Consider the following 22,332-nt stretch of genomic DNA (forward strand, 5'->3'; position numbering starts at 1 on the left):
TTCTTTTACATTTCAGCTTCAATTTTCAAAGATGATTCTTCGCTGAACTGTTCTTTATCCAGGTCGCCCGTTATTTTACTAGTCAGAATACCGGAAGTCATGCTTCCGCTGACATTCACGGCCGTTCTTCCCATATCGATCAATGGCTCGACGGAAATCAACAGGCCGGCCAAGGCGATTGGCAGGTTCATTGCAGATAATACAAGGATGGCAGCGAATGTTGCTCCTCCGCCTACACCTGCAACCCCGAAAGAGCTAATGGCCACGATGGCAATCAACATGGCGATAAAGGAAGGATCTAGCGGGTTGATCCCAACCGTTGGAGCGATCATGACCGCTAACATGGCCGGATAGATTCCGGCACAGCCGTTTTGACCGATCGACAAGCCGAAGGATCCGGCAAAGTTGGCAATACCTTCGGACACCCCTAGTTGTTTCTGTGTTTGGATGTTCAATGGCAGAGCGCCAGCACTTGTTCTTGAAGTGAAGGCAAACGATAATACTGGGAAAGCTTTTCTCAAATATACGATTGGATTCAATCCTGCAAGCATCAGCAATAGCAAATGGATGAGGAACATGACAATCAGGGCCACATATGAGGCACCTACGAATTTCCCTAATTTCAGGATGGCATCCAAATCACTCGTAGCTACCGTCTTCGTCATGATCGCCAAGATCCCGTAAGGTGTTAAACGCAGGATCAATGTTACTACGCGCATGATGATGCTGTGCAATGTATCTACTATTTTAGCAAAAAATTCAGCATGTTCAGGCTGTTTCCTTTTGACCCCTAAATAGGCAATCCCAAGAAATGCAGCAAAAATTACAACGGAAATGGTTGATGTCGGACGTGCACCCGTTAAATCAAGGAACGGATTGGATGGAATCAATTCAAGAATTTGCTGCGGCATCGTTTTATCCTGAATCGTACCGTATGTTTCCGATATTTGATCCCCGCGGCTTAACTCCGCTTCCCCTTGCTCAATTTGAACGGCTTCCAAATTGAATACAGTTGCCGAGGTGATCCCGACAGCAGCTGCAATCGCAGTCGTTCCAAGCAGGATTCCGATGATCAGGACACTGATCTTTCCAATATTGCTAGTCAGTTTCAATCTTGTGAATGCGGATAAGATTGAAATGAAGACAAGCGGCATGACGATCATTTGCAGGAACTTGACATAGCCGGAACCTACAATGTTAAACCAATCGACCGATTTAACGATTGCCTCTGACTGAGGTTCATAGAAATACTGCAAAAGAAGTCCGAATACAATTCCTAAACCAAGTCCAGTAAAGACCCTTTTTGTAAAGGAAATATGCTTCTTATTCATGTAAAATAAAACGCCTAAAAGAACGAGCATTATGGCAAGATTTAAAAACACATAACCAATCATATATATTCCTCCTAATTCCGATTAACCAAATGAGAATAATAAATATCTGAAGCCTATGATACATCATCCGTTGATTTTTTACCAGAAGAAAATAATTTATTTTTGACTTTTCAAGTAATTCATGTATTTATCTTTATTCAGGAGCTGGATTTGAGGGAACAATAAAGGGATGCTGGATCAAGCCAGGGTACAAATCTTCATCTATCTATTTATCAGGAAGGATAAGCCCTTTGTTTTCTTGAATGATATATGCCTAGCGTTTTTTTTGAAAGGGTGAAAGAATGATGGATATATATATTGACAGGCTTAATGAACGGGATGCACAAGCGTTATTTGCATTTGAATGCAATAATAGAAGGTTTTTCGAACAAACGGTCCCGGGACGGGGTGATGATTATTATAGCTTTGGAACGTTTGGAATCAGGCATAAGGAATTATTAAAAGAACAAGAAGAGGCCATCTCCTCTTTTTATTTGATTAAGGATGGTTCAGGCATAATCGTCGGCAGGATTAATCTTGTGGATATCGACCCCATCAAGGGTACGGCTCATGTCGGTTATAGAATCGGTGAAGCGTTTACGCAAAAAGGGATTGCGAATGAAGCTTTAAAGCTTTTGATGAAGCTGGCACCGGATTTGAATGTGATGCAAATACATGCCAAAACGACAAGTGACAATATCGCCTCCCAAAAGGTTTTGGTGAAAAACGGTTTTGAACGGATTTCGATTAATGAGGAAATTGGTGCGGATTCGGGTCAAAAGCTAACATTCTTCCATTATCGTAGGAACCTTTAAATCCAATTCCTTCTATATAATAGAACGCATTCCATTTTTTAATTGTGAAAAGAGGGGGAGGTAGCGGCTGTCACAGAAAGGACCTTCCCTTTAAACTAACCGAGGATAGATAATTGCGAGATATTTTCCCTGCAAAAGAGTTCGTTTACTTAAAAGAAGAAAGGAGAATCCAATATGATAGAAGGTTTATATGAAGCCCATTTACCAGTCAAGAACCTGGACATCTCCATGGATTTTTATAAGAAAATAGGCTTGAACTAGCTTGGAGGGATGAAGATACTGCCTTTTTTTGGATCGAGGAAAACAAAAGCTGGGTCGGCTTATGGGAAGGGAAGGAATATCAAACTCCATACCACCCTTCACTAAGGCATATCGCCTTTCGGGTAACTTATGATAATATGAAAAATGCATTAACTTGGCTCAAATCCTTGCAAATTGAAGTCGTCCCTTTTGGAAAAAGGACAACGATTGAACCATTTGTACGGCCGAACCAAGGAAACGCTTCCGTCTATTTCAATGATCCCGATGGCAATAGTCTCGAACTTATGTGTTCGATAAAAGTCCCTGATGCATATAAGCATATGACCGAAAAACTTTCGCTTGAAGAATGGGAAGAACTATTAACCAGGTGAACTTTGTAAAGGAAAATTTCCCCGGCCAGTTTCAATCATTAATTATTTATAGAAGTATGAGCAATCAATATGGAAAGGCTTAGGGTATAAATGTAGATGTTTAAAATTAGAGTGAACTTATTAACTCAAATGACATTGCTTATCATATTCGTTGTTTTCATCAGTACCTTACTTGTGAGCATTCTATTCTCTACACTGCTGGAAGACATCGTCGAAAACCATATGGGTAAGCAAGCAATGACGGTTGCCAAATTAGCGGCTCAAAATCCAACGATCATCCAGGGATTTAACGATGAACAGCCCTCAAAGGTGATTCAACCCGCATCAGAACTGATTCGTCAAACAACAGGGGCCGATTATGTGACCATTGCGAATCATAAAGGACTGCGATACTCCCATCCCAATCCAGAATATATCGGAAAGCCCACGGCTACTAGTAATGATGCAGTACTCAATGAACACAAAGCAATTATTTATCAAGGAAATGGGATATCGGGACCAGCGATTAAAGCTAAGGCGCCAATCTGGAATGATAAAGGGGAAGTTATCGGTGTTTCATCTGTAGGGTTTTTGGTAGAGAATGTGCAAGATCAGCTATCCAATTATAAAATGAAGATTATTCATTTGTCACTTATCCCAATCAGTGTAGGTATCGTGTGGGCAATATTTATAGCGCGACGCTTAAAAAAGCTTATTTTGGGTCTGGAGCCTGAGGAAATTTCTTTTCTTTTTCAAGAAAGGGAAGCGACACTTGATGCCATCCGATATGCTACCATTACGATTAATATAGAAAAACAGGTTACTTCCATGAATAAAAGAGCACGTGAATTGTTTCAGGATCATCAGCTTATGGTGGGAAAGCGGATTGTAAATGGACATTTAGAAAAACTCATCAAAATTGTAATCAGCACAAAAGAAGGACAGTTCAATCGTAAGTTACTCTTAGGCCAACAGCTATACATTTTGGATTTATCCCCTATCTTAAATCATAAGGACGTCAGGGGCATCGTTTTAACAATAAGGACAGTATCCGAAATTGAACAATTAACAGATGAATTTTCAGAAATCAAGGCCTTTTCAGAAAATATGCGGGCACAAAATCATGAGTTTTTAAATAAACTAAATACCATTTATGGATTACTTAGTTTAAAACAGTATGATAGGGCAATGAACATCATCTCTTCTGAAGTGAGAGAGAGGCAAGATATCATTTCGTTTCTTATGTCATCGGTAAAAGATCCTTTAATTGCTGCCTGTTTACTTGGAAAGATAAACCGTTCAAAAGAATTGCAGGTTATCTTGGAAATCGAGCAGGAAAGCAATTTAAACAGTTCATTAAAACCTGAGGATTCCCATCACTTGGTTTCCGTTATTGGTAATATCATCGATAATGCGATGGAGGCAGCAAGGCAAAAGAACAAAAATAAGGGAAAGGTCAAAGTTTCGTTTACGGATTTAGGAAACGAAATCATATTTGATATCGAGGATAACGGTCCTGGTATCCCTCATGCAATGGAGGATATTATTTTTACAGATGGTTATACGACTAAAAATGGGGAAAATCATGGAATCGGTTTGGCCATTGTGAAAAACTCCATTGGTCTTTTAAGCGGTGAGATTTATATTGATCGCAGTTATTTGGGGGGAGCAAGATTTACACTCGTCTTCCCGAAGGATATAAAAGGAGAAAAGGAGGCGTGAGAATGTCCAAAGGACCGATCACAGTTGTCATTGTTGAAGATGACGAGAATGCAGTGAATATATATAAACAATTTACGAATCAACTAGATCAATTTACTGTCATTGCTACAGCTAGCACAGGCAAGCAAGCGCTGAATATACTGCATGCCGCACAACCTGACTTAATTTTATTGGATATCTTTTTACCTGATATGAATGGAATTGACCTTCTTCGGGAAATTAGGAGGGAATACAGGGGGATTGATGTAATTCTGATCACCGCCGCGAATGATACCGAAACAGTCAGTGAAGCAATTAGGGGAGGGGCTTTTGGTTACCTTATAAAACCGATCATTATCGATAAGCTTCTTGCGACGCTCAACCAATACGACATGACGAGACGGCAGCTGCATAATGGCAATTTAGTAAATCAAGATAAAGTGGATACTCTTTTTCGGACCATAAGTAATTCAAATACAGCAAATGATGTCCAAATGAATTCTCTTCCCAAGGGGATAGACAAACATACCCTGAAAATGGTCAGAAGCAAGATTCAAAACGTCAATGGCAGTTTAAACGCGGATGAACTAGGTCAACTTGTTGGAATAAGTTATTCAACCATGCGCAGATACCTGGAGTATTTAGTTTCCTGCAATGAAATGGAAGTTGAGGTTTTGTATGGAAGTGTTGGAAGGCCTGAAAGAAAATATAAAATAAAACACATGTAAATCCCAGTTGATGAAATTCGTTTTCATCAATGGGGTTTTTTCTTTTGGCTCTTTTCGTAAAGATTGTTGTTTTTAAAGCGAAACTATTTTAGGTTGATTGGAGCGGAAGTGCGAGACTCCTGCGGGAGCTGCTGGACAGGTGAGCCCACAGGCGTTTACGCCGAGGAGGCTCACCGCCCGCACCAAGGAAAGCGAGCACCTGGAGGGGAAATCAACCACACTGCACTACTTCGTAAATAGCAACAAAGTATGCGAAAACAGCCTTTCTTTTTCAGGCGTGAAAAAAATGAAAAAAACTCTTATTACTTTCTTTATATGTGAATAAGGCTTAATGGATGATAGTCTCTAAAGAAAGCGCTATCAAAACAAGATGGTGATAAACAGAAGGGGGCTTGAAGATGTTATCCATTTTAGGATTTTCGATGATTGCAGTATTCATGTATTTAATTATGTCGAAACGACTATCGGCACTAGTGGCCATTATGCTCGTTCCCATCATATTTGGAGTGATTGGAGGATTTTTTACAGAGCTGGGACCCATGATGCAGGAGGGTGTTGAAGGGATAGCTTCAACTGCCATAATGATTTTGTTTGCGATTTTATATTTTGGAATAATGATAGATTCCGGTTTATTTGATCCGCTTATTTCTAAAATATTGAAAATAGTAAAAGGAGATCCTTTAAAAATAGTTGTAGGAACCGCTATTCTCTCAATGACCGTCGCATTGGATGGGGACGGGACAACTACTTACATCATTACTGTCTCAGCGCTTTTACCCCTTTATAAGCGTCTGGGCATGAACAAAATCATATTAGCCACTGTAGCAATGCTATCCATGGGTGTAATGAATATGACACCGTGGGGAGGAGCCTCCGCAATGGCGATGGCATCGTTGAACCTTGACGCATCGGAATTGTTCTTGCCAATGATTCCTGTCATGGGATTTGGCCTGATTTGGGTTCTTGTCGTGGCTTTTATATTGGGAAAAGGGGAACGAAAGAGATTGGGCGTAGTGGAGATCCAGCATGATCACACAAACTCGGAGGCCAATTCCGAGTTAGCGGCAACAACGGTTTCCCGTGATTATCGCAGGCCGAAATTGGTCTGGTTCAACTTCATTTTAACGATTGTGCTCATGGCATCATTAATCATTGATTTTATGTCTTTGACCATTTTATTCATGATTGCTTTCGCCATCGCGTTATTGGTCAATTATCCTGATTTGAAAGATCAGCAGGATAGAATCGCCGTTCATTCGAAAAATGCATTGGCCGTCGTTTCAATTGTCATTGCAGCCGGGATTTTTACCGGCATCATGTCTGGAACGAAAATGATTGATGCAATGGCCATTACGTTGGTCTCTTTTATCCCGGAATCTTTCGGACCATTTTTACCGGTTATTGTTGCGTATGCAAGTGCCCCTTTTACTTTCTTTATGTCAAATAATGCATTCTATTTTGGCGTACTTCCGATTATCGCACAAGCCGCTGATGCTTATGGAATTAGCGCGGCAGAAATAGGGCGCGCTTCATTAATAGGGCAGCCGATACACGTATTGAGTCCTTTGGTAGCTGCAGCACATTTGCTAATAGGTTTAGTTGGCACTGACTTCGGTGATTTACAGCGGTTTGCCGTGAAATGGGCATTAGGGACTGTCACGGTCATGACAATAGCGGCGATAATCCTGGGAGTCATTTAGTAAAAGGAAGGGTTACTCTATCGTGCAGATCGGCAAATCGATATTTTATAATGGAGGATTTCTATGTGGATCATCACACTCTATAAAAGCAGAGATATTGTAATGTATGAATTTGAAACAGAACAAGCAGCAAGGGACGTTTTCTGTAATATTCAGGGCAATAAATTTCTTTCAGAAGTTATTTACTTTAATGATCCAGGTTTAGCATGATGATAGCAATGTCCTTCAAGACTATGCATTTCATTGTTTACCCCGAAAAAGCTTAGGCTTTATTGGGGTTTTCCTACTATTTTGAACTTTTAACAATGATTCTTGTGGTAATCTTCGCCAGATTCATGACAGTATCCAGCCTTGTATCATTTAGAGATTGTTTGGGCAAAAGGGGGTCTAAATAATTTACGACGGCCTTTAGGTGATAATCACCCAATTCAGGTAAGGGTTTATTCATCGCTTCACCAGGGCTAAAAGGACCTTTTGTCAGAATGATAGAACCGATTTGATGATAACCGCCCAAACAAGCATCGATGCCAAAAATAAAGGGATTTTTGAATTGCTTTTTTATTTCTTTCAAAACACTTTTCAAATTAACGGCGTGAACAGGTTCTGCGAGTGTTCCGAAGACATGATAAGGGACTTGGTTTTCTCTTAGCATCATCCCTACTAAAGGCCCGAATGAATCTCCTGTGGATCGATCTGAGCCAATACATAAAAAGATGATCTCTTTTGACGTTGACCGAAGAACTCCTGCGATCCGAAAAGACATTTCGTCCATTTCTCCCTCTGTATCCAACGTATAGTTGCAATCCTGCATTTCTTTTTTTGTCTCCCCATTTTTCCTGCCACCAAAAGGATACATGCCTACACCCCCTAGAGTACCGTAATCTTGAATAAAGTATAACATGATTATGGAAATCACTTGCTTCCCTCTAATGATTAATTTCAAATTTCTTGTTTATTTGTATTTTGTTAATATATAGATTAATTGGTTTTTTTGATAAAATGAAAACAAAAAAATATACTGTATGAAACTTTTGATTTTAAAAAAGGCAGAGCCAGTGTTTTATAGAAGGAAGTGTAAGAATGCAAGTAACGAATAACGAAAGTATCCATAATCAATTACGTGCAGACTGTGAGAATTGTTTTGGTTTGTGCTGTGTAGCCCTGCCTTATGCAAAGTCTGCTGATTTTGCATTTGATAAAGATGGAGGTACACCATGTTCAAACCTTCAATCCGATTATCGTTGCGGCATCCATGAAAATCTCCGAGCAAAAGGGTATAAAGGCTGCACGGTATATGAATGCTTCGGTGCCGGTCAAAAGGTATCCCAGCTTACCTATGATGGAAACGACTGGAGGGACAACCCCGCATCAGCAAAGGAAATGTTCGAAGTTTTTCCAATTATGCAACAACTGCATGAAATGCTTTGCTACTTAAATGAAGCACTTAATTTAGAAGATGCGCAACCTCTTCACCGAGAATTGCAGGCCGCTTTTGAAGACACGGAATACCTCACTAAACAAAGTTCAAAGTCTATCATGGACCTGAATGTACCAGCTCATAGAACGATCGTTAACGATTTACTCCTGCGCACAAGTGAAATGGTACGTGCAAAGGTTTCAATTAAGAAAAATAAGAAAAAATTGAACAAAATAGGTAGGGGAAGTGACCTGATCGGTGAAAAATTGAGAGGTGCAGACCTTAGGGGAGCGAACTTAAGGGGGGCTTTGCTTATTGCATCCGACCTCAGGGAAGCCGACATGAGTGTGACGGACCTGATCGGTGCAGACTTTAGGGACGCCGATTTAAGCGGCGCCGATCTCACCGGAAGTTTCTTCATCACACAAGCACAGATTAACTCGGCTAAAGGCGACAAGAAGACAAAATTACCGCACTCATTAAGAATTCCCGATCATTGGAGGTAGAAGAATGTTTCATTCATGAGTAAATGCGTAAAACTCACGAGTAAAAGCGTAAAACTCACGAGTAAAAGCGCGAAACTCGCGAGTAAATGCGCCAAACTTACGAGTAAATGCGTGAAATTCACGAGTAAAAGCGCGAAACTCACGAGTAAAAGCGTGAAACTCACGAGTAAAGCCCAAATTCACGAGTAAAAGGCCCAAACTCACGAGTAAAAGCGTGAAACTCACGAGTAAAAGTGCCAAATTCACGAGTAAAAGCGTAAAACTTACGAGTAATGGGAAATTTACTACATAGTGCATGAACATCAATAGCGGACAAGTAAATTAGATTTGGCTTTAATCCGAAGCTTTTACAAAGAGAGAACTCTCCAACAGCGATTCTTCATTAGGAAGGATCGTCTTTTAATTTGGGCGGGAAATTTTCATTTTTCCTTTGACTCTGACGTTGCGTGATACCTTAATGTAAATGTTATCGAAAGGAGGTAAGAAGAGTGGCAATGAAAGTGAAGGAGCTAGCCGATTTGGTTGGCATTAGTGTGCGGACACTGCATTATTATGATGAAATCGGGTTATTATCGCCGGAGGAAATAACCGATGCAGGTTATCGCCTTTATTCAAATGATAATCTTGAGATGTTGCAGCAAATCCTGTTTTTCAGGGAACTTGGTATGCCATTAAAGGAAATAAAACAAAAGGTAAACAGCTCTTCGTTTGATAAACAAGATGCGTTAAAGCAACATCAAAAAATGTTACTGGAGAAACGCAGTCAGCTCGATAAATTAATTAAGACGGTCGAAAAATCGATTAAGCATATGAAAGGGGAAATTCAGATGACGAACAAAGAGAAATTTGAAGGATTTGACTTCAGTCAGAATCCATATGAAGAAGAGGCTCGCAAGCTTTGGGGGGATAAAGCTGTCGATGAGTCGAAGGCTAAAGTGGCGGGCATGTCAAAAGATGCACAGAAAGTTGTTTCGGAGATCTATTTAAAACTTGCGGAAATCCGAGATGCTTCGCCTAAGTCGGAGGAGGCACAAGAGGCCATTAAAGAATGGTATGATTGTTTGAACAATAACTTCGGCACATACTCGCTGGATGCTTTCAAAGGGTTGGGTCAAATGTACGTGGAGGATCAACGCTTCACCAAAAATATCGATCAATACGGTGAAGGATTGGCAAAATTCATGTGTGATGCGATGGGGCATTTTGCGGATGCTAACAAAAATTAAATCTCGAGATTGAGAAATACATGAAGGAAGGTTGCTCCGGCAACCTTCTTATTTTGGAGCTGGATATCAGGCAATATCCAACCCCTATGGTCTATACCCATATGAAAAATTGAATATGAATATGGAAAGTAAAAAAACGGCCAATGCTGGAATGAAACTAATTAGCACCCATCCCTTCGCTTCCTTACTTTTCACACTTGTGAACCATTTAAAATAAATGTACAGGAGAATGATTAAAAAGGACCATGAATAATAACCAGTCATCGTGTCAACCCAGGCTGAATTTTTATCCCAGTAGGCGTCAGGCACAGGAGTGATATTTTCATACCGTTCATCAATTTTATTTTTTGTGGAAATGAAGATATAGGAAATGACAGAGTAATAAACGACAATGGCGGCTTTTACCAACCAGGGTATGAATCTATTGGCAAGGACGATTATAAAGATGATGGCCAGAAACACGAATAATTCGATATATAGCTCCAAAATAAAAACACCTCCATTTTATATAGTATAATGATTATGTAAAAATTCCCATTATATTATGGTAGACTGCGAGGTATTGGTTAAAATGGAACTTTGGAAAGTCAGTCAAAAGGTTTCGGAGCTAAGCGATTTGATTCCTTATTATTTTTTTAGTCTAGTTTCTTCCTGTCTGTCGCTTTCCACGGAGTTGGTTGTATTCAGCCTGGATACCTGGGGGGTGATTGGCATTATCGTGATTTCTTTTTATGTCGTCATCCCTTATTTATTATTTGCTGTTCCGGTACAGGTCCTTTTCAATAAACATCCTAAAAAATTCAGTGTAATCTATTTTTGCCTTTATATTTTTTTCTCTTTGCCGGCCGTATTCATTTATAGTTCGGTGCTTAATTTTGACTTCAGCATGGATATTTTGACTACAAAGAACTACTATGCAATCAGCCTTTTAGCGGCACTGTTTTTTTGGTTTTGGGATTCGGTCTTTTTACAAAAAAAAAGCGCTGCATCATAAAAAGGGACCGGTTAAATGGTCCCTTCCAACATTATTTCTTTAGCAAGTTTACGATTTCTTTAGCTTTTTCTAATGTAACTCCTTCGATGATACTGTTGTTTTTTCGAACAGCCGTACCGAAATGATAGTGACCGGTATGCAGTTCGGAATGGATAGAAAGGATATTATCCTTATTCAATCCGCTTCCAACCAGTATGGCTATGTCGCCGCAGACTCTTTTCATTTGTTGAATCGTTTTCATGCGGCTAGGGAAATCCCCATGCCCGCCTGAGGTCAATATCGTAGTGATTTCTGGATATTTTGCTAGCATTTCAGCTGAAATGACAGGGTCGTGCGTATCATCGATGGCTCGGTGGAATGTAATCTCCAAACCTTCACATACGGTCAATAGTTCTTCGAGGTATGGTCGATTGATTTCATTTTTTTCATTTAATGCACCTAATACGACCCCGTTCGCTCCTAGTGATCGAATGATTTGGATATCTTTTTTCATGATTTCCAAATCCTTTTGCGTATAGCAAAAAGATTGGCTATGAGGTCTTACCATCACGTTGACTGGTATCTTCACTGAATTGACGACAGCTTCTATCAGGGCGTGGCTTGGAGTTAATCCACCCTCGGCTAAAGAACTGACAAGCTCGATTCGGTCTGCTCCCGATTCTTCGATTATAAGGGCATCTTCTATCGTTGTGGCAATGAATTCAATGTACATTGGATTTTCCTTTCCTGCATGCAAGTGTTATATGAATATTAAATCCATTAAAAATCGCAAAGTCAATTCATTAATAGTTTTCCTCAAATGGAATATCTTTATTTCTCAAATTTATGAAACGAAATGAACATTCAAACGTATAAAAAAAGAATACATTCAATGGTATATTTGTTCGGCGGGGTAATTAAATGAAAATATCATGACGGAGGTTATTTAATTGGATAAAGAAAGTAAGGAAATAAAGAAATCGAGATTTTACAAAGTAGGGATGGGGTTCCTTATCATTTCCCTTCTCACTTGGATCATTCCTGTCGCGGCTCCTTTTACGCCATTTTCGACTGCGGTTAAGGCTGGGGTCATAACAGGTGCGATTGTCTTTGCGGAAGTGATGTTTTGGGTAGGTGCGCTTTTGGTCGGGAAAGAAGTGGCCGCTAAATATAAAGGCTATTTAAACCCGAAAAATTGGAGAAAAGAAAAAGGCTGAAGCTGTTTTTTATAAAAAAGGGCTGGGAGTGAAGCTCAAATGGAAACTGAGTTGTTGAAAGTTTTCGATTCCAATCGCATTCAAACCGGTGTGGCTTCGCGAGAGGAAGTACATAGATTGGGACATTGGCATGAGGTTTTCCATTGCTGGTTCGCAAGTTCGGAAGCGGGCGTGGATTACCTATATCTTCAGCGTCGTTGTGCGATGAAAAAAGATTATCCGAATCTATGGGATATTACGGCTGCCGGCCATTTACTGGCACATGAAACGGTATACGACGGAGTAAGGGAGATTAAAGAAGAGCTAGGCATTGACGTTTCCTTTGACGAGTTGGTTCCATTAGGGATTATTGAATACCATCAAACGAAAGAAGGTTTCATCGACAAAGAACTGGCAAACGTCTTTCTATATGAACGTGCACATAGCTTCGATGATTTCACCCTGCAGCCAGAAGAGGTTTCCGGGATGGTGAAGGTTGTGCTGACTGACTTCGAAGAGCTTTGGACCGAAGCGAAGGACAAAGTGAATATTAAGGGATTTGAAATGAATCACGAAGGCCGCAGGATGATGATCGATCGATGTGTTGGACGGAATGAGTTCGTTCCGCATGATCGTTCCTATTATGATAACATCATTAGATTGATCAAAGAAAACCTCGCTAATTGAATTTAAAGCCCTGACAAAACGATTCGAGTTTTGTCGGGGCTTTTCTTTTTTCTTGAAAAAAACATTAAGTATATCGACCTGTATCTTTCCCGATCAACAGCAGCCTATTGGCTCGTTTTGTTCCAGCTTGATACGCATAAGTTCTTAGTTACCTTATTTTGCCCTGAATGGCTCATAGGGATAATGACTTTGTCTCTGTGATGATTCAGCTGATAAAGCAAGACATACCAGACTTTAATGATGATGCCAGGCTGCAACGTAAAGGCGGGGATGTAGTTTTTCATGAACTAGGGAATTTATCACTTGTAAGAATATTACAAAATTGTAAGATGAACAGTGTACAAATTTTGTTAAGGGGATGAGTGAAATAATGAAAAAAATGGTTTTATGTATTTCATTTTTTGTAGCTTCTTTAGTCCTTTTTGGCTCCCTTGATTCTTTTGCGAACAAAGCTTCAGCCGAAACACACACCTATGATGGAAAAAGTCCTTACTATAATAGTTGTGCGAATAGCGCTGTCACGAAGAAGTCGGTGAAAATTTATGCCAATGGCGGTTCTGCCAATTTGGAGTTGAAATTCAGCACTGTCTGTAAAACCGCCTGGGCGAAGATCACTCTAAGCAGACCGGCTAAAGCAGATGGTGAGGCAACGGCATTGGTTGTCCGCAATACTGATAATAAACAATTCAGCTGTGCATCTCCTGGAGGAAATGGTGAAATAAATAAAGGTCAAACGTCATGCTATACACCGATGGTATATGATTTAGATCCGCGTAAAGCAAAAGCGGTAGCCTTTTGGCCATATACAGCAGGTGAAACCGACTGGTATTAAAGAAAAAATAAAAACCTTCATCTATATTTTTGCAAAGAAAGGATGAATGAATTGAATAAAAAGCTTAAAATGATAGGTTTAACCATGGTGATGACACTGTCGCTGTTTATTGTCGACTTTGGATTTGGAAAAAATCAAGCACTGGCCGAAACACACACCTATGATGGAAAAAGTCCATACTATAATAGTTGTGCAAATTCGGCGGTATCGAAGGATAAAAAATGGATTGATTCCAATTCATACGTAGAATTGAAATACAGCACTGTGTGTAAAACCGCCTGGGCAAAAGTGACCGTAACACGCCCCGCCGTATACAATCATGAAGCGGATGCCAGAATCGTCCGTAGTACCGATGGTAAGGCCTATACATGCTCAAGTTCCGGGGGCAATGGTGTTGTGAATATCGGGCAGACCTCATGCTATACACCAATGGTATATGATTATGATCCGCGCAAAGCACAGGCCCAAGGGATCCATGCGATTCCAAATAGTGATGCCTATAATAAAGCGGTGACAATTTGGTACTAAAAACAAAAAACGCAAAAAAGCATCCTTATAGCCGGATGCTTTTTTTGCAGTCAGATTGTGCTTCCAATTCAAGTAGATATCGTTTCATCTCCGTACCTCCACGGTAGCCGGTAATTGCCCCGTTTTTTCCGATAACCCGGTGACATGGCACCGTGATCAGAATTGGGTTGGCGCCAATGGCCGTACCAACCGCCCGAACAGCTGCAGGTCTTTGGATGATTTGGGCAATATCGGAATAGGAACAGGTTTGACCATAGGGTATTTGATTCAGCGCTGCCCAAATTTCTTGTTGAAAGGGCGTGCCTTTTATATCTGCAGGAAGGGAGAAAGTCTGCCTGGTTCCTTCGAAATATTCTTGTAGTTCTTTTAGATAGGGATTTAATGCTTTTTCATTTTCAACAAGGTTCGCATTTGGAAAGCGTTTTTGCATCATGGACTTCAGTTCTTCATACGTTTGACCGGGAGAGCCTACATAGCAAAGCCCTTTTTCCGTCCTGGCCACATATAATTGCCACTTATCATAATGCAATATGGCCCATTCAATGGTTTGTTTTTTATCATTCTTCATTTTCTTCACGCTCCAAAGCTTGAGTTTTGAGATAAGCATTTCTATATCCTGAAGGGGTATTCCCCATTTTCCTTTTGAATAACGTCATGAAATAGGGTGTACTGGAGAACCCGGCAGCGAAGCCTATTTCAGTTATCGGCAGTTCGGAGGTTTCCAGCAGCCTCGCCGCTTTTTCAAGGCGAAGCCGCTGAATGTATTCAGTGGGCGATATTCCCTTCACTCGCTTGAATGTTCGTTGTAAATGATACGGGCTGCCATGGGAAATATCCGCCAATTTGTTCAAAGTGAGGGGTTCGCTGTAATGGGTGTCGATCCATTCGGCTATTTGTTCAACCCATTCTTCTGTCGGCACATTCAGTCCTTCCGGTTTACATCGTTTACAAGGCCGGAACTCCTCTTCCAAAGCCATCATGGCATTTTTGAAGATCTTCACGTTTTCCTTATTAGGCACCCTTGATTTACAGGAGGGCCTGCAAAAGATGCCTGTCGTAATTACCCCGTATAAAAAATGATCATCATATGCTGCATCACAATCTATAATAGCTTTCCAATATTCATTCGGGAAATCTGCTTTTTTCTGATTCACTACATTCACCTCTCCATTTAGTATACAAGAAAGGGTTGATATACAAACATTTTGATAATATAAAAGCAAGATAACGTAATTGTTCAATAAATTTTGTTAAAATTAGGGAGTTCAATGAAAGAGCAAGATAACGTATCGGTTTGTCATTAGAATAAAGCTAAAGGAGGGAGCAGGATGAAAAAGACATTATCAAATGATGAAGGCATGATGGAATTGAGGATTCATGCACCAAAAGAGTTTCGTTTTTCGGAAAATCTTAAATATTTATCAAGATCCTCCAATGAATGTCTGTTCGATATTGTTGATCAAAAAATTTATCGAGCACTTGTTGTCGAAAACGAGACGCTTTTAGTAGAAATCAGTGCGATGAATGAAACGGAGCTGACCGTCCGTTTCCCAGGACGAACAGCACCGATGGAAAATCAGGTAAAGGATACTGTTTGCCAATACGTTCGTCACTGGTTCGATATTGAGACAAACCTGCTTCCTTTTTATGAAATGGCCCAAAAGGACCCTTTATTGCAAAAGCCGGTAAGCCAATTCTTCGGCTTGAGAAATATGGGCATCCCTGATTTATTTGAAGCGATTGCCTGGGGAATACTTGGTCAGCAGATTAACTTGACTTATGCCTATACCTTGAAACGGAGGCTTGTGGAGGGATTTGGTGAATATGTTGAATTCGAAGGAAAGCAATATTGGCTGTTTCCGACCCCTGATGCAATCGCGAAATTGACCGTCGAAGATTTTGCCGATTTGAGGATGACGGTAAAGAAGTGTGAATATTTAATAGGTGTTGCTCAACTGATTACAGAAGGGGAACTTACTAAAGAAAAGCTGTTGAATGCAAAGGATGTAAAAGAGGCTGAAAAAATGCTGACCAACATACGGGGAATCGGTCCGTGGACAGCGAACTATGTCTTGATGCGCTGTTTGCGTTTTCCAGCAGCCTTTCCCATCGATGACGTCGGGCTGCATAATTCCATGAAACTGCTCATGCAAACAGAAGCAAAACCAACGAAAGCGGAAATCCTGAAACTATCGGAAGCGTGGGCTGATTGGGAATCCTATGCAACCTTCTATTTATGGAGATTGCTATATTGAATCCCGGGATAAAACTGCAGTAACGTCGATATATCCCTATATTCGGAGATAAAACTATAAATTACGACGATATATCTTTATTCGGAGATAAACAGTAGAATTCGTTGATATATCTCCATATTCGGAGATAAAACTGCAAATAACGTCGATAAAACTCCATATTCGGAGATAAAACAATAAATTTCGTCGATATATCTCTATTCGGAGATAAACAGTAGAATTCGTTGATATATCTCCATATTCGGAGATAAAACAATAAATTTCGGCGAAATTACGTCGATTTCAGCATTTGCGATAGATCCGGGTGCGATTTCGTTTTGTCTGTTTTTATATAACTAAACAATGGTGCGCGTTTCTGGTATTACCCCCTCTTCGTCGGACCACGTTCTGTTGCCGGCTTCAGGTGGAATGGCAGGTTCTGGACGTTTTTGGCATTGAGACAAGACAAATCAATTCATTTAGCTGTTTTTGAAAAAATGCTCAAAGGAAATGTTTCCTTTGAGCATTTTATGTTTCTGATTGTTTTGCTTTCAAGACAGAACCAGCATTGTCCAAAGATAAGCATCATGAAGATTACAAGGTGGAAAACAACTGCTCCTTGAACTTCGCACCATCATCGGCGTGTCCATTTTTCTTAAATAGGGCACGGGGAAATAAACGGCCAACAATGTTCAATATTTAATAGAAATGGTAAAATCATTATGCTCCTATAAAAATTAGTGAATGAAAATGAAAATAGAGGATGCTGTTGAATATGAGGAAAGTATCGCTGGAAACCAAGATTCTCGGGTTAGTCTTATCGTTGAGCCTGTTTTTGATCCTGTTATTGACGACTACTTTTTCCTATATGGAAGGAAGGCAAATAGCGAAGGATAAAGGTCAATTGGCGTTGGAGCTTTCAAAGACGATTAGCTTCATGCCTACCGTTACAGAGGCTTTTGAGACGGATGATCCCGCTGGCATCATCCAGCCGATTGCCGAAAAGATCCGCAGGGAAACAGGTGCTGAGTTCATCGTTGTGGGGAATGCAGAGGGAATTCGCTATTCCCATCCGCTGGCTTCCGAAATTGGGAAGCGGATGGAAGGCGGGGATAATAGCAGGGCCATTCAGGAAGGCGAATATTATGTCTCCGAAGCGGCAGGATCACTCGGTCTTTCCATTCGGGGGAAGTCACCGGTATTCAATGAGGATGGAAAAATAATTGGAATCGTCTCCGTCGGTTTTTTGGTGGACGATGTCCGCGCCCAAATTTTCAAGGATTTGTCCAAGGAGATGATTGTATCTTTAGTGGCCATCATGATCTCGATCATTGGCAGTTATATGCTGGCAAGGAGCATACGTAAAGATACCCTGGGGCTGGAACCATTTGAAATCGCCAATTTATATAAAGAAAAAAATGCAGTGCTACAATCGGTGAAAGAAGGGATTCTGGCCATTGACCAAAATGGGCTGATTACCTCGATGAATCAGCCGGCAAAAAAATTGCTGGATATTAAAGAGTCCGTTCGCCATTTGAACGTCGATGGCCTTTTTCCTTCGAAATATTTATTCGAGGTGCTGAAGTCCGGTGAACCGCAAGTGGATAAGGAGATTTCATGGGAAGACAAATCCGTTATCGTCAATTGTACGCCGATTTTCGATAGTGAAGGGGTAAGCGGTGTTGTCGCTTCGTTCCGTGATCGAACGGAAATTGAGGAAATGGTCAACACACTATCGGAAGTGAAGATGCATTCAGAGGATTTAAGGGCACAAACCCATGAATTCACCAATAAACTATACGTCCTTTCAGGTTTGATACAATTAGGGGAATACGATGAAGCAATCGATATGATTCAAAGCGAAACATCCGAATTGCATTCCCTGAACCGTGTCGTGTTCGAACAGATAAAGGATACAAAGGTACAAGCCCTGTTACTTGGCAAGATCGGGAAAGCATCGGAGAAGAAGATCATCTTCGAAATAGATGCACAAAGTTACCTGGAGAAACTGCCGGATCATATAAAACTGTCACAACTAACATTGATTCTAGGAAACATTATCGATAATGCACTTGAAGCGGTTTCAAGCATGGAGGAGCCGCTCGTGAAATTTTTCGCCACAGATATCGGAAATGATATGGTATTTGAAGTGAGTGATAACGGAAAAGGAATACCTGAGGATGCCATCGCCCATATTTTCGATAGGGGTTTCACTTCGAAAAACAGCGGAAGTCCGAGTGGTTATGGACTATCGAATGCTGATCATGTCGTAAAAGAGCTGGGCGGCATCATCGAAGTTCAAAGCGAAGATGGGAACACCATATTCACCGTTTATCTTCCTAAAGAACAGCGAGGAGGGAAAGAATGCTGAAGATAAGAGCAGTCATTGCAGAGGATGATTTTCGTGTAGCGGATATCCATGAAAAATTCTTGAAAAACTTTGATGAAATAGAAGTGGTCGGAAAAGCTGTCAATGCCAAAAAAACGCTTCGGATTTTGGAACAAAAAAGCCCGGATTTGCTTTTGCTTGATGTTTATATGCCAGATCAGCTTGGTACAGACCTCCTTCCGGACATACGGAAAAAATTTCCGAATGTGGATATCATCATGATTACCGCGGCAACGGATAAAGAACAACTGGAAAAGGCGCTTCACTATGGTGTTGAGAATTATTTAATTAAACCAGTGGAGATGAAGCGTTTCAACCAAGTTATCGAAGAGTATCTGAAGAAAGTCCATCTGATGAAATCCAAACAAGAGATAGACCAGGATTTTGTGGATCTCATTTTGAAAAAGGGTTCATCCGTATCGGAATCGAACGATGGGCAGGCCCTGCCGAAAGGGGTCGACGAAATCACTTTGGCGAAGGTGATCGAGGTACTCGAAGGAAGCGATATCGGTTTGTCGGCTGAGCAAGTGAGCGGACAGATTGGTGCTTCCAGGACAACCGCGAGACGATACCTGGAATACTTGATATCCGTTAAGAAATGTAAAGCGGAAGTCGTATATGGGGTAGTGGGGAGACCTGAGCGAAGATATTATAAAATTCAATAGAATTAAGTGAGAGACACCTTCAAGATTGAAGGTGTCTTTTTTAGGCTGTTTTCACATACTTTGTTGCTATTTACCAGGTAGTGAGTTGTGGTTGATTTCCCCTCCAGATGCTTGCTTTCCTTGGTGCGGGCGGTGAGCCTCCTCGGCGTAAACGCCTGTGGGTTCTCACCTGTTCCGCTGCTGCCGCAGGAGTCTCGCACTTCCGCTCCAATCAACCTTAAATAGTTTCGTTTTAAAAACAACAATCTTTACGAAAAGTGCCTTTTTTTATGATGCATCGTTTGAAGGATTATGAAAAAAGCAATATATGTCAAAAAACCGATATGTTAATCTGTTATCCTTTTCTTAAGGAGGTTCGGAAATGAGATATAGCCCCATCATCCAAAAAACGATTGAATATATAGAGAATAGCTTACAAGACGAATTATCCTTGGAGAACATCGCAAGGTTCACAGGTTTTTCGAAGTTTCATTATCATCATTTTTCACAAGGAGGTTGGTGTGACCGTATCGGAATATATTCGATATCGAAGAATTGCCAATGCAGCTAACATGCTGCTTTATACCGATGAAAAAATAATCGATATTGCTTTATATTACCGCTTTGAAACACAGGAATCCTTTACTCGTTCATTCAAGAAATATTATGACCTGCCGCCAGGGCAATATCGGAAACTCGTAAGTAAACTAACCTTGCAAAAGGAGGAAATGACGATGAAGAACGAACAATTATTAAAAGGCTGGAATTTAAGCGGGAGTCATCCATTCAATTATCAAATGGGAATTGACCGGGAGACATTCCATAAAGGCCAGGCATCAGGATTCCTGAAATCCGTCACTGCCGAATCCAAGGAGGAATTTGCTACGATGATGCAGCAATTCAAGGCGGAAAATTACCTTGGTAAAAGAATGAAACTGTCGGTTTTTTTAAAATCAAAAGGTGTAGATGGATTTTGTGGTTTATGGATGAGGGTTGATAATGCGCTCCAGGATGTTTTGCAATTCGACAATATGGGGAATCGGCCCATCGTCAACGATACGGAATGGAACCATTATTATATTGTCCTGGATGTGCCCGAAAACAGTGCCATCATTTCATTCGGGGTCCTTCTCTCAGGGAGCGACCAAGTATGGATCGATGAACTGGAATTCGAGGAAGTCAGTATCGATACACCAACGACCAATATAGATTACGGCTGTGACCTTTTGGACGGACCGGAAAATTTATCATTTGAAGAATAAATGCGCGGAATATTTGCTTGAATATTCGCTTATTTCCTTAGAGAACGCGCCATTCAACCCGGGGAATGGCGTTCGGTTCCTCCTCGAAAAAACGCTTCCGTGAACACAATGAACACAATTAACAAAATAATTTTAAAAAACAATAAATTGAGAACGCTTACAAATGAAGCGGTTTCATATACACTTTATCTTATTAGAAGATAGGAGTGATAGATATGCTCGCTTTATTAGGATACTTGATGATAGTAGTGTTTATGATTTTAATTATGACAGGGCGACTTTCAGCCATGATAGCTTTGATTGCAGTACCAAGTGCCTTTGCACTTATTGGCGGGTTTGGCGGTAAAATGGGTGAGATGGCGCTGGAAGGGATCAAAGACGTTGCGCCAACGGGAATCATGATTTTATTTGCGATCCTTTTCTTTGGCATTTTGATTGATGCTGGGGTTTTTGACCCGATCATCAATACGATACTTAAGGTTGTAAAAGGAGATCCGGTGAAAATTGCCATCGGCACGGCAGTCCTGGCCTTGCTGATTTCCTTGGATGGAGATGGAACGACCACATATATGATAACGATTTCAGCCATGCTTCCGCTATATAAACGGATTGGAATGAGACCGCTAGTATTGGCCGGCATTGCCGTTTCGTCATCTGGAGTCATGAACCTTCTTCCTTGGGGAGGCCCTACAGCACGAGTGATGACCGCTTTAAAACTTGAAATGTCCGATGTGTTCACACCCGTCATTCCAGCGATGATTGGCGGAGTCCTATTCGTCCTTTTCATGGCATACTGCCTGGGTAAAAAAGAAAGAAAGAGAATCGGGATCATTGAGGTCGATTATCATGCTGTGGCACAGCACGCGGCTGCAACGGAAGATGCTTATCTAAAACGGCCTAAAATGATCATATTCAATTACGCATTGACTCTTACACTGCTGGTTGCGCTGATCATGGAACTTATGCCTTCAGCGGTTCTGTTCATGGTAGGTTTCGCGATTGCCATTACGGTTAACTATCCGAAACTCAGTGATCAGAAAGAACGTGTAGCAAACTATGCGGACAATGCTTTATCCGTCATTTCGATGATTTTTGCAGCAGGTGTTTTCACTGGAATCCTTGCCGGCACGGAGATGGTCGATGCCATGGCAAACTCTTTGATTCAGCATATTCCAGATCAAATGGGCGCACATTTTGCTGTCATCACAGCCATCATCTCAGCACCTTTTACGTTCTTCATGTCTAATGACGCATTTTATTATGGGGTGCTCCCATTACTTGCTAAAGCGGGAGCTGCTTATGGAATTGACCCTGCCCTGATCGGCAGAGCTTCACTATTGGGGCTTCCCGTCCATCTATTAAGCCCGCTTGTTCCATCTACCTATCTATTGGTTGGAATGGTAGGGGAAGATTTCGGTGCCTTGCAGCGCACTTTCCTGAAATGGGCATGCGGATCGACGCTTGTCATGATAGTGGTTTGTGTCCTATTGGGAATCATCCCGCTATAAAG

At 41.0% G+C, this 22,332-nt stretch carries 22 protein-coding genes and 3 pseudogenes; 19 read left to right on the top strand and 6 right to left on the bottom strand.

Annotated elements, in window-relative coordinates:
- Positions 1-5 precede the first annotated feature (5 nt).
- Complete coding sequence (locus AC3WLU_RS02425) at positions 6-1,394, bottom strand: L-cystine transporter (protein WP_072273439.1); 1,389 nt, start codon at positions 1,392-1,394, stop codon at positions 6-8.
- 284 nt (positions 1,395-1,678) lie between these two features.
- On the opposite strand from AC3WLU_RS02425, the gene AC3WLU_RS02430 reads away from it, so the two are divergent.
- From AC3WLU_RS02430 to AC3WLU_RS02455, 6 genes and pseudogenes are all read left to right on the top strand, one after another.
- Positions 1,679-2,188, top strand: a complete 510-nt coding sequence (locus tag AC3WLU_RS02430) for a GNAT family N-acetyltransferase (protein ID WP_187049924.1) — start codon at positions 1,679-1,681, stop codon at positions 2,186-2,188.
- Positions 2,189-2,362: 174 nt separating this feature from the next.
- Positions 2,363-2,820 (top strand): annotated as a pseudogene (locus AC3WLU_RS02435) (VOC family protein).
- A 96-nt stretch (positions 2,821-2,916) separates the two neighbouring features.
- A complete protein-coding gene (locus tag AC3WLU_RS02440) occupies positions 2,917-4,521 on the top strand; it encodes an ATP-binding protein (RefSeq protein ID WP_098186252.1) in 1,605 nt (534 codons plus the stop codon).
- Between the two features lie 2 nt (positions 4,522-4,523).
- Complete coding sequence (locus tag AC3WLU_RS02445) at positions 4,524-5,228, top strand: response regulator (protein ID WP_057276850.1); 705 nt, start codon at positions 4,524-4,526, stop codon at positions 5,226-5,228.
- Positions 5,229-5,626: 398 nt separating this feature from the next.
- Positions 5,627-6,928, top strand: a complete 1,302-nt coding sequence (locus tag AC3WLU_RS02450) for a CitMHS family transporter (protein WP_057276849.1) — start codon at positions 5,627-5,629, stop codon at positions 6,926-6,928.
- 63 nt (positions 6,929-6,991) lie between these two features.
- Positions 6,992-7,138, top strand: coding sequence for a hypothetical protein (locus AC3WLU_RS02455; RefSeq protein WP_176548666.1), 147 nt, complete (start codon positions 6,992-6,994; stop codon positions 7,136-7,138).
- 76 nt (positions 7,139-7,214) lie between these two features.
- Here AC3WLU_RS02455 and yyaC read toward each other — a convergent pair whose 3' ends face one another.
- The gene (yyaC, locus tag AC3WLU_RS02460; RefSeq protein WP_492596751.1) at positions 7,215-7,784 is read right to left on the bottom strand and encodes a spore protease YyaC; all 570 of its coding nucleotides are present in this window, start codon (positions 7,782-7,784) and stop codon (positions 7,215-7,217) included.
- A gap of 224 nt (positions 7,785-8,008) precedes the next feature.
- On the opposite strand from yyaC, the gene AC3WLU_RS02465 reads away from it, so the two are divergent.
- Positions 8,009-8,851, top strand: a complete 843-nt coding sequence (locus AC3WLU_RS02465; RefSeq protein ID WP_492596752.1) for a pentapeptide repeat-containing protein — start codon at positions 8,009-8,011, stop codon at positions 8,849-8,851.
- A 488-nt stretch (positions 8,852-9,339) separates the two neighbouring features.
- A complete protein-coding gene (locus AC3WLU_RS02470) occupies positions 9,340-10,077 on the top strand; it encodes a MerR family transcriptional regulator (RefSeq protein ID WP_492596753.1) in 738 nt (245 codons plus the stop codon).
- A gap of 84 nt (positions 10,078-10,161) precedes the next feature.
- Here AC3WLU_RS02470 and AC3WLU_RS02475 read toward each other — a convergent pair whose 3' ends face one another.
- Positions 10,162-10,563, bottom strand: coding sequence for a hypothetical protein (locus AC3WLU_RS02475; RefSeq protein WP_492596754.1), 402 nt, complete (start codon positions 10,561-10,563; stop codon positions 10,162-10,164).
- An 85-nt stretch (positions 10,564-10,648) separates the two neighbouring features.
- Between AC3WLU_RS02475 and AC3WLU_RS02480 the strand changes: the two genes are divergently transcribed.
- On the top strand, positions 10,649-11,071 hold the full coding sequence (locus tag AC3WLU_RS02480) for a UPF0715 family protein (protein ID WP_492596755.1): 423 nt from the start codon (positions 10,649-10,651) through the stop codon (positions 11,069-11,071).
- A 31-nt stretch (positions 11,072-11,102) separates the two neighbouring features.
- Here AC3WLU_RS02480 and AC3WLU_RS02485 read toward each other — a convergent pair whose 3' ends face one another.
- Complete coding sequence (locus AC3WLU_RS02485) at positions 11,103-11,783, bottom strand: copper homeostasis protein CutC (protein WP_034309543.1); 681 nt, start codon at positions 11,781-11,783, stop codon at positions 11,103-11,105.
- A gap of 217 nt (positions 11,784-12,000) precedes the next feature.
- Between AC3WLU_RS02485 and AC3WLU_RS02490 the strand changes: the two genes are divergently transcribed.
- From AC3WLU_RS02490 to AC3WLU_RS02505, 4 genes are all read left to right on the top strand, one after another.
- A complete protein-coding gene (locus AC3WLU_RS02490) occupies positions 12,001-12,267 on the top strand; it encodes a transporter suffix domain-containing protein (RefSeq protein WP_471799152.1) in 267 nt (88 codons plus the stop codon).
- A gap of 39 nt (positions 12,268-12,306) precedes the next feature.
- Entirely contained in the window at positions 12,307-12,933 is a 627-nt protein-coding gene (locus AC3WLU_RS02495; RefSeq protein ID WP_492596756.1) for an NUDIX hydrolase, read from the top strand.
- Positions 12,934-13,303: 370 nt separating this feature from the next.
- Positions 13,304-13,765 carry a DUF2690 domain-containing protein gene (locus AC3WLU_RS02500; RefSeq protein WP_052137328.1) on the top strand — a complete coding sequence of 154 codons (462 nt, stop codon included), beginning with the start codon at positions 13,304-13,306 and terminating at the stop codon, positions 13,763-13,765.
- Between the two features lie 84 nt (positions 13,766-13,849).
- Positions 13,850-14,293: a DUF2690 domain-containing protein gene (locus AC3WLU_RS02505; RefSeq protein WP_492596815.1), complete on the top strand. Its 444-nt coding sequence runs from the start codon at positions 13,850-13,852 to the stop codon at positions 14,291-14,293.
- A gap of 25 nt (positions 14,294-14,318) precedes the next feature.
- On the opposite strand, the gene AC3WLU_RS02510 is transcribed toward AC3WLU_RS02505, so the two are convergent.
- Positions 14,319-14,861 (bottom strand): methylated-DNA--[protein]-cysteine S-methyltransferase, encoded by a 543-nt coding sequence (locus tag AC3WLU_RS02510; RefSeq protein ID WP_098186260.1) that lies wholly within the window; start codon positions 14,859-14,861, stop codon positions 14,319-14,321.
- Positions 14,851-15,447 carry a bifunctional transcriptional activator/DNA repair enzyme AdaA gene (locus AC3WLU_RS02515; protein WP_492596757.1) on the bottom strand — a complete coding sequence of 199 codons (597 nt, stop codon included), beginning with the start codon at positions 15,445-15,447 and terminating at the stop codon, positions 14,851-14,853. The genes AC3WLU_RS02510 and AC3WLU_RS02515 overlap by 11 nt, the downstream gene beginning before the upstream one ends.
- A gap of 174 nt (positions 15,448-15,621) precedes the next feature.
- On the opposite strand from AC3WLU_RS02515, the gene AC3WLU_RS02520 reads away from it, so the two are divergent.
- The 6 genes and pseudogenes from AC3WLU_RS02520 to AC3WLU_RS02545 all read left to right on the top strand — a co-directional run bounded on the left by AC3WLU_RS02520 (position 15,622) and on the right by AC3WLU_RS02545 (position 22,330).
- Positions 15,622-16,548, top strand: a complete 927-nt coding sequence (locus AC3WLU_RS02520) for a DNA-3-methyladenine glycosylase family protein (RefSeq protein ID WP_492596758.1) — start codon at positions 15,622-15,624, stop codon at positions 16,546-16,548.
- Positions 16,549-16,821: 273 nt separating this feature from the next.
- Positions 16,822-17,020 (top strand): annotated as a pseudogene (locus AC3WLU_RS02525) (collagen-like protein); the annotation flags it as partial.
- 282 nt (positions 17,021-17,302) lie between these two features.
- Positions 17,303-18,898: an ATP-binding protein gene (locus AC3WLU_RS02530; RefSeq protein ID WP_057276838.1), complete on the top strand. Its 1,596-nt coding sequence runs from the start codon at positions 17,303-17,305 to the stop codon at positions 18,896-18,898.
- Positions 18,892-19,581 carry a response regulator gene (locus tag AC3WLU_RS02535; RefSeq protein WP_057276837.1) on the top strand — a complete coding sequence of 230 codons (690 nt, stop codon included), beginning with the start codon at positions 18,892-18,894 and terminating at the stop codon, positions 19,579-19,581. The genes AC3WLU_RS02530 and AC3WLU_RS02535 overlap by 7 nt, the downstream gene beginning before the upstream one ends.
- A 361-nt stretch (positions 19,582-19,942) precedes the next feature.
- Positions 19,943-20,822: pseudogene (locus tag AC3WLU_RS02540) on the top strand (helix-turn-helix transcriptional regulator).
- 215 nt (positions 20,823-21,037) lie between these two features.
- Complete coding sequence (locus AC3WLU_RS02545) at positions 21,038-22,330, top strand: CitMHS family transporter (protein WP_063575383.1); 1,293 nt, start codon at positions 21,038-21,040, stop codon at positions 22,328-22,330.
- The last annotated feature ends 2 nt before the right edge of the window (positions 22,331-22,332 follow it).

The organism is Peribacillus sp. FW305-BF15, assembly GCF_058783805.1.

Coding starts and splice junctions, on each gene's coding strand:
- AC3WLU_RS02440 (WP_098186252.1), top strand. CDS start 2,917: ATGTTTAAAATTAGAGTGAACTTATTAACTCAAATGACATTGCTTATC.
- AC3WLU_RS02425 (WP_072273439.1), bottom strand. CDS start 1,394: ATGATTGGTTATGTGTTTTTAAATCTTGCCATAATGCTCGTTCTTTTA.
- AC3WLU_RS02430 (WP_187049924.1), top strand. CDS start 1,679: ATGGATATATATATTGACAGGCTTAATGAACGGGATGCACAAGCGTTA.
- AC3WLU_RS02495 (WP_492596756.1), top strand. CDS start 12,307: ATGGAAACTGAGTTGTTGAAAGTTTTCGATTCCAATCGCATTCAAACC.
- AC3WLU_RS02465 (WP_492596752.1), top strand. CDS start 8,009: ATGCAAGTAACGAATAACGAAAGTATCCATAATCAATTACGTGCAGAC.
- AC3WLU_RS02480 (WP_492596755.1), top strand. CDS start 10,649: ATGGAACTTTGGAAAGTCAGTCAAAAGGTTTCGGAGCTAAGCGATTTG.
- AC3WLU_RS02445 (WP_057276850.1), top strand. CDS start 4,524: ATGTCCAAAGGACCGATCACAGTTGTCATTGTTGAAGATGACGAGAAT.
- AC3WLU_RS02510 (WP_098186260.1), bottom strand. CDS start 14,861: ATGAAGAATGATAAAAAACAAACCATTGAATGGGCCATATTGCATTAT.
- AC3WLU_RS02530 (WP_057276838.1), top strand. CDS start 17,303: ATGAGGAAAGTATCGCTGGAAACCAAGATTCTCGGGTTAGTCTTATCG.
- AC3WLU_RS02505 (WP_492596815.1), top strand. CDS start 13,850: ATGGTGATGACACTGTCGCTGTTTATTGTCGACTTTGGATTTGGAAAA.
- AC3WLU_RS02545 (WP_063575383.1), top strand. CDS start 21,038: ATGCTCGCTTTATTAGGATACTTGATGATAGTAGTGTTTATGATTTTA.
- AC3WLU_RS02535 (WP_057276837.1), top strand. CDS start 18,892: ATGCTGAAGATAAGAGCAGTCATTGCAGAGGATGATTTTCGTGTAGCG.
- AC3WLU_RS02485 (WP_034309543.1), bottom strand. CDS start 11,783: ATGTACATTGAATTCATTGCCACAACGATAGAAGATGCCCTTATAATC.
- AC3WLU_RS02450 (WP_057276849.1), top strand. CDS start 5,627: ATGTTATCCATTTTAGGATTTTCGATGATTGCAGTATTCATGTATTTA.
- AC3WLU_RS02520 (WP_492596758.1), top strand. CDS start 15,622: ATGAAAAAGACATTATCAAATGATGAAGGCATGATGGAATTGAGGATT.
- AC3WLU_RS02500 (WP_052137328.1), top strand. CDS start 13,304: ATGAAAAAAATGGTTTTATGTATTTCATTTTTTGTAGCTTCTTTAGTC.
- AC3WLU_RS02455 (WP_176548666.1), top strand. CDS start 6,992: ATGTGGATCATCACACTCTATAAAAGCAGAGATATTGTAATGTATGAA.
- yyaC (WP_492596751.1), bottom strand. CDS start 7,784: ATGTATCCTTTTGGTGGCAGGAAAAATGGGGAGACAAAAAAAGAAATG.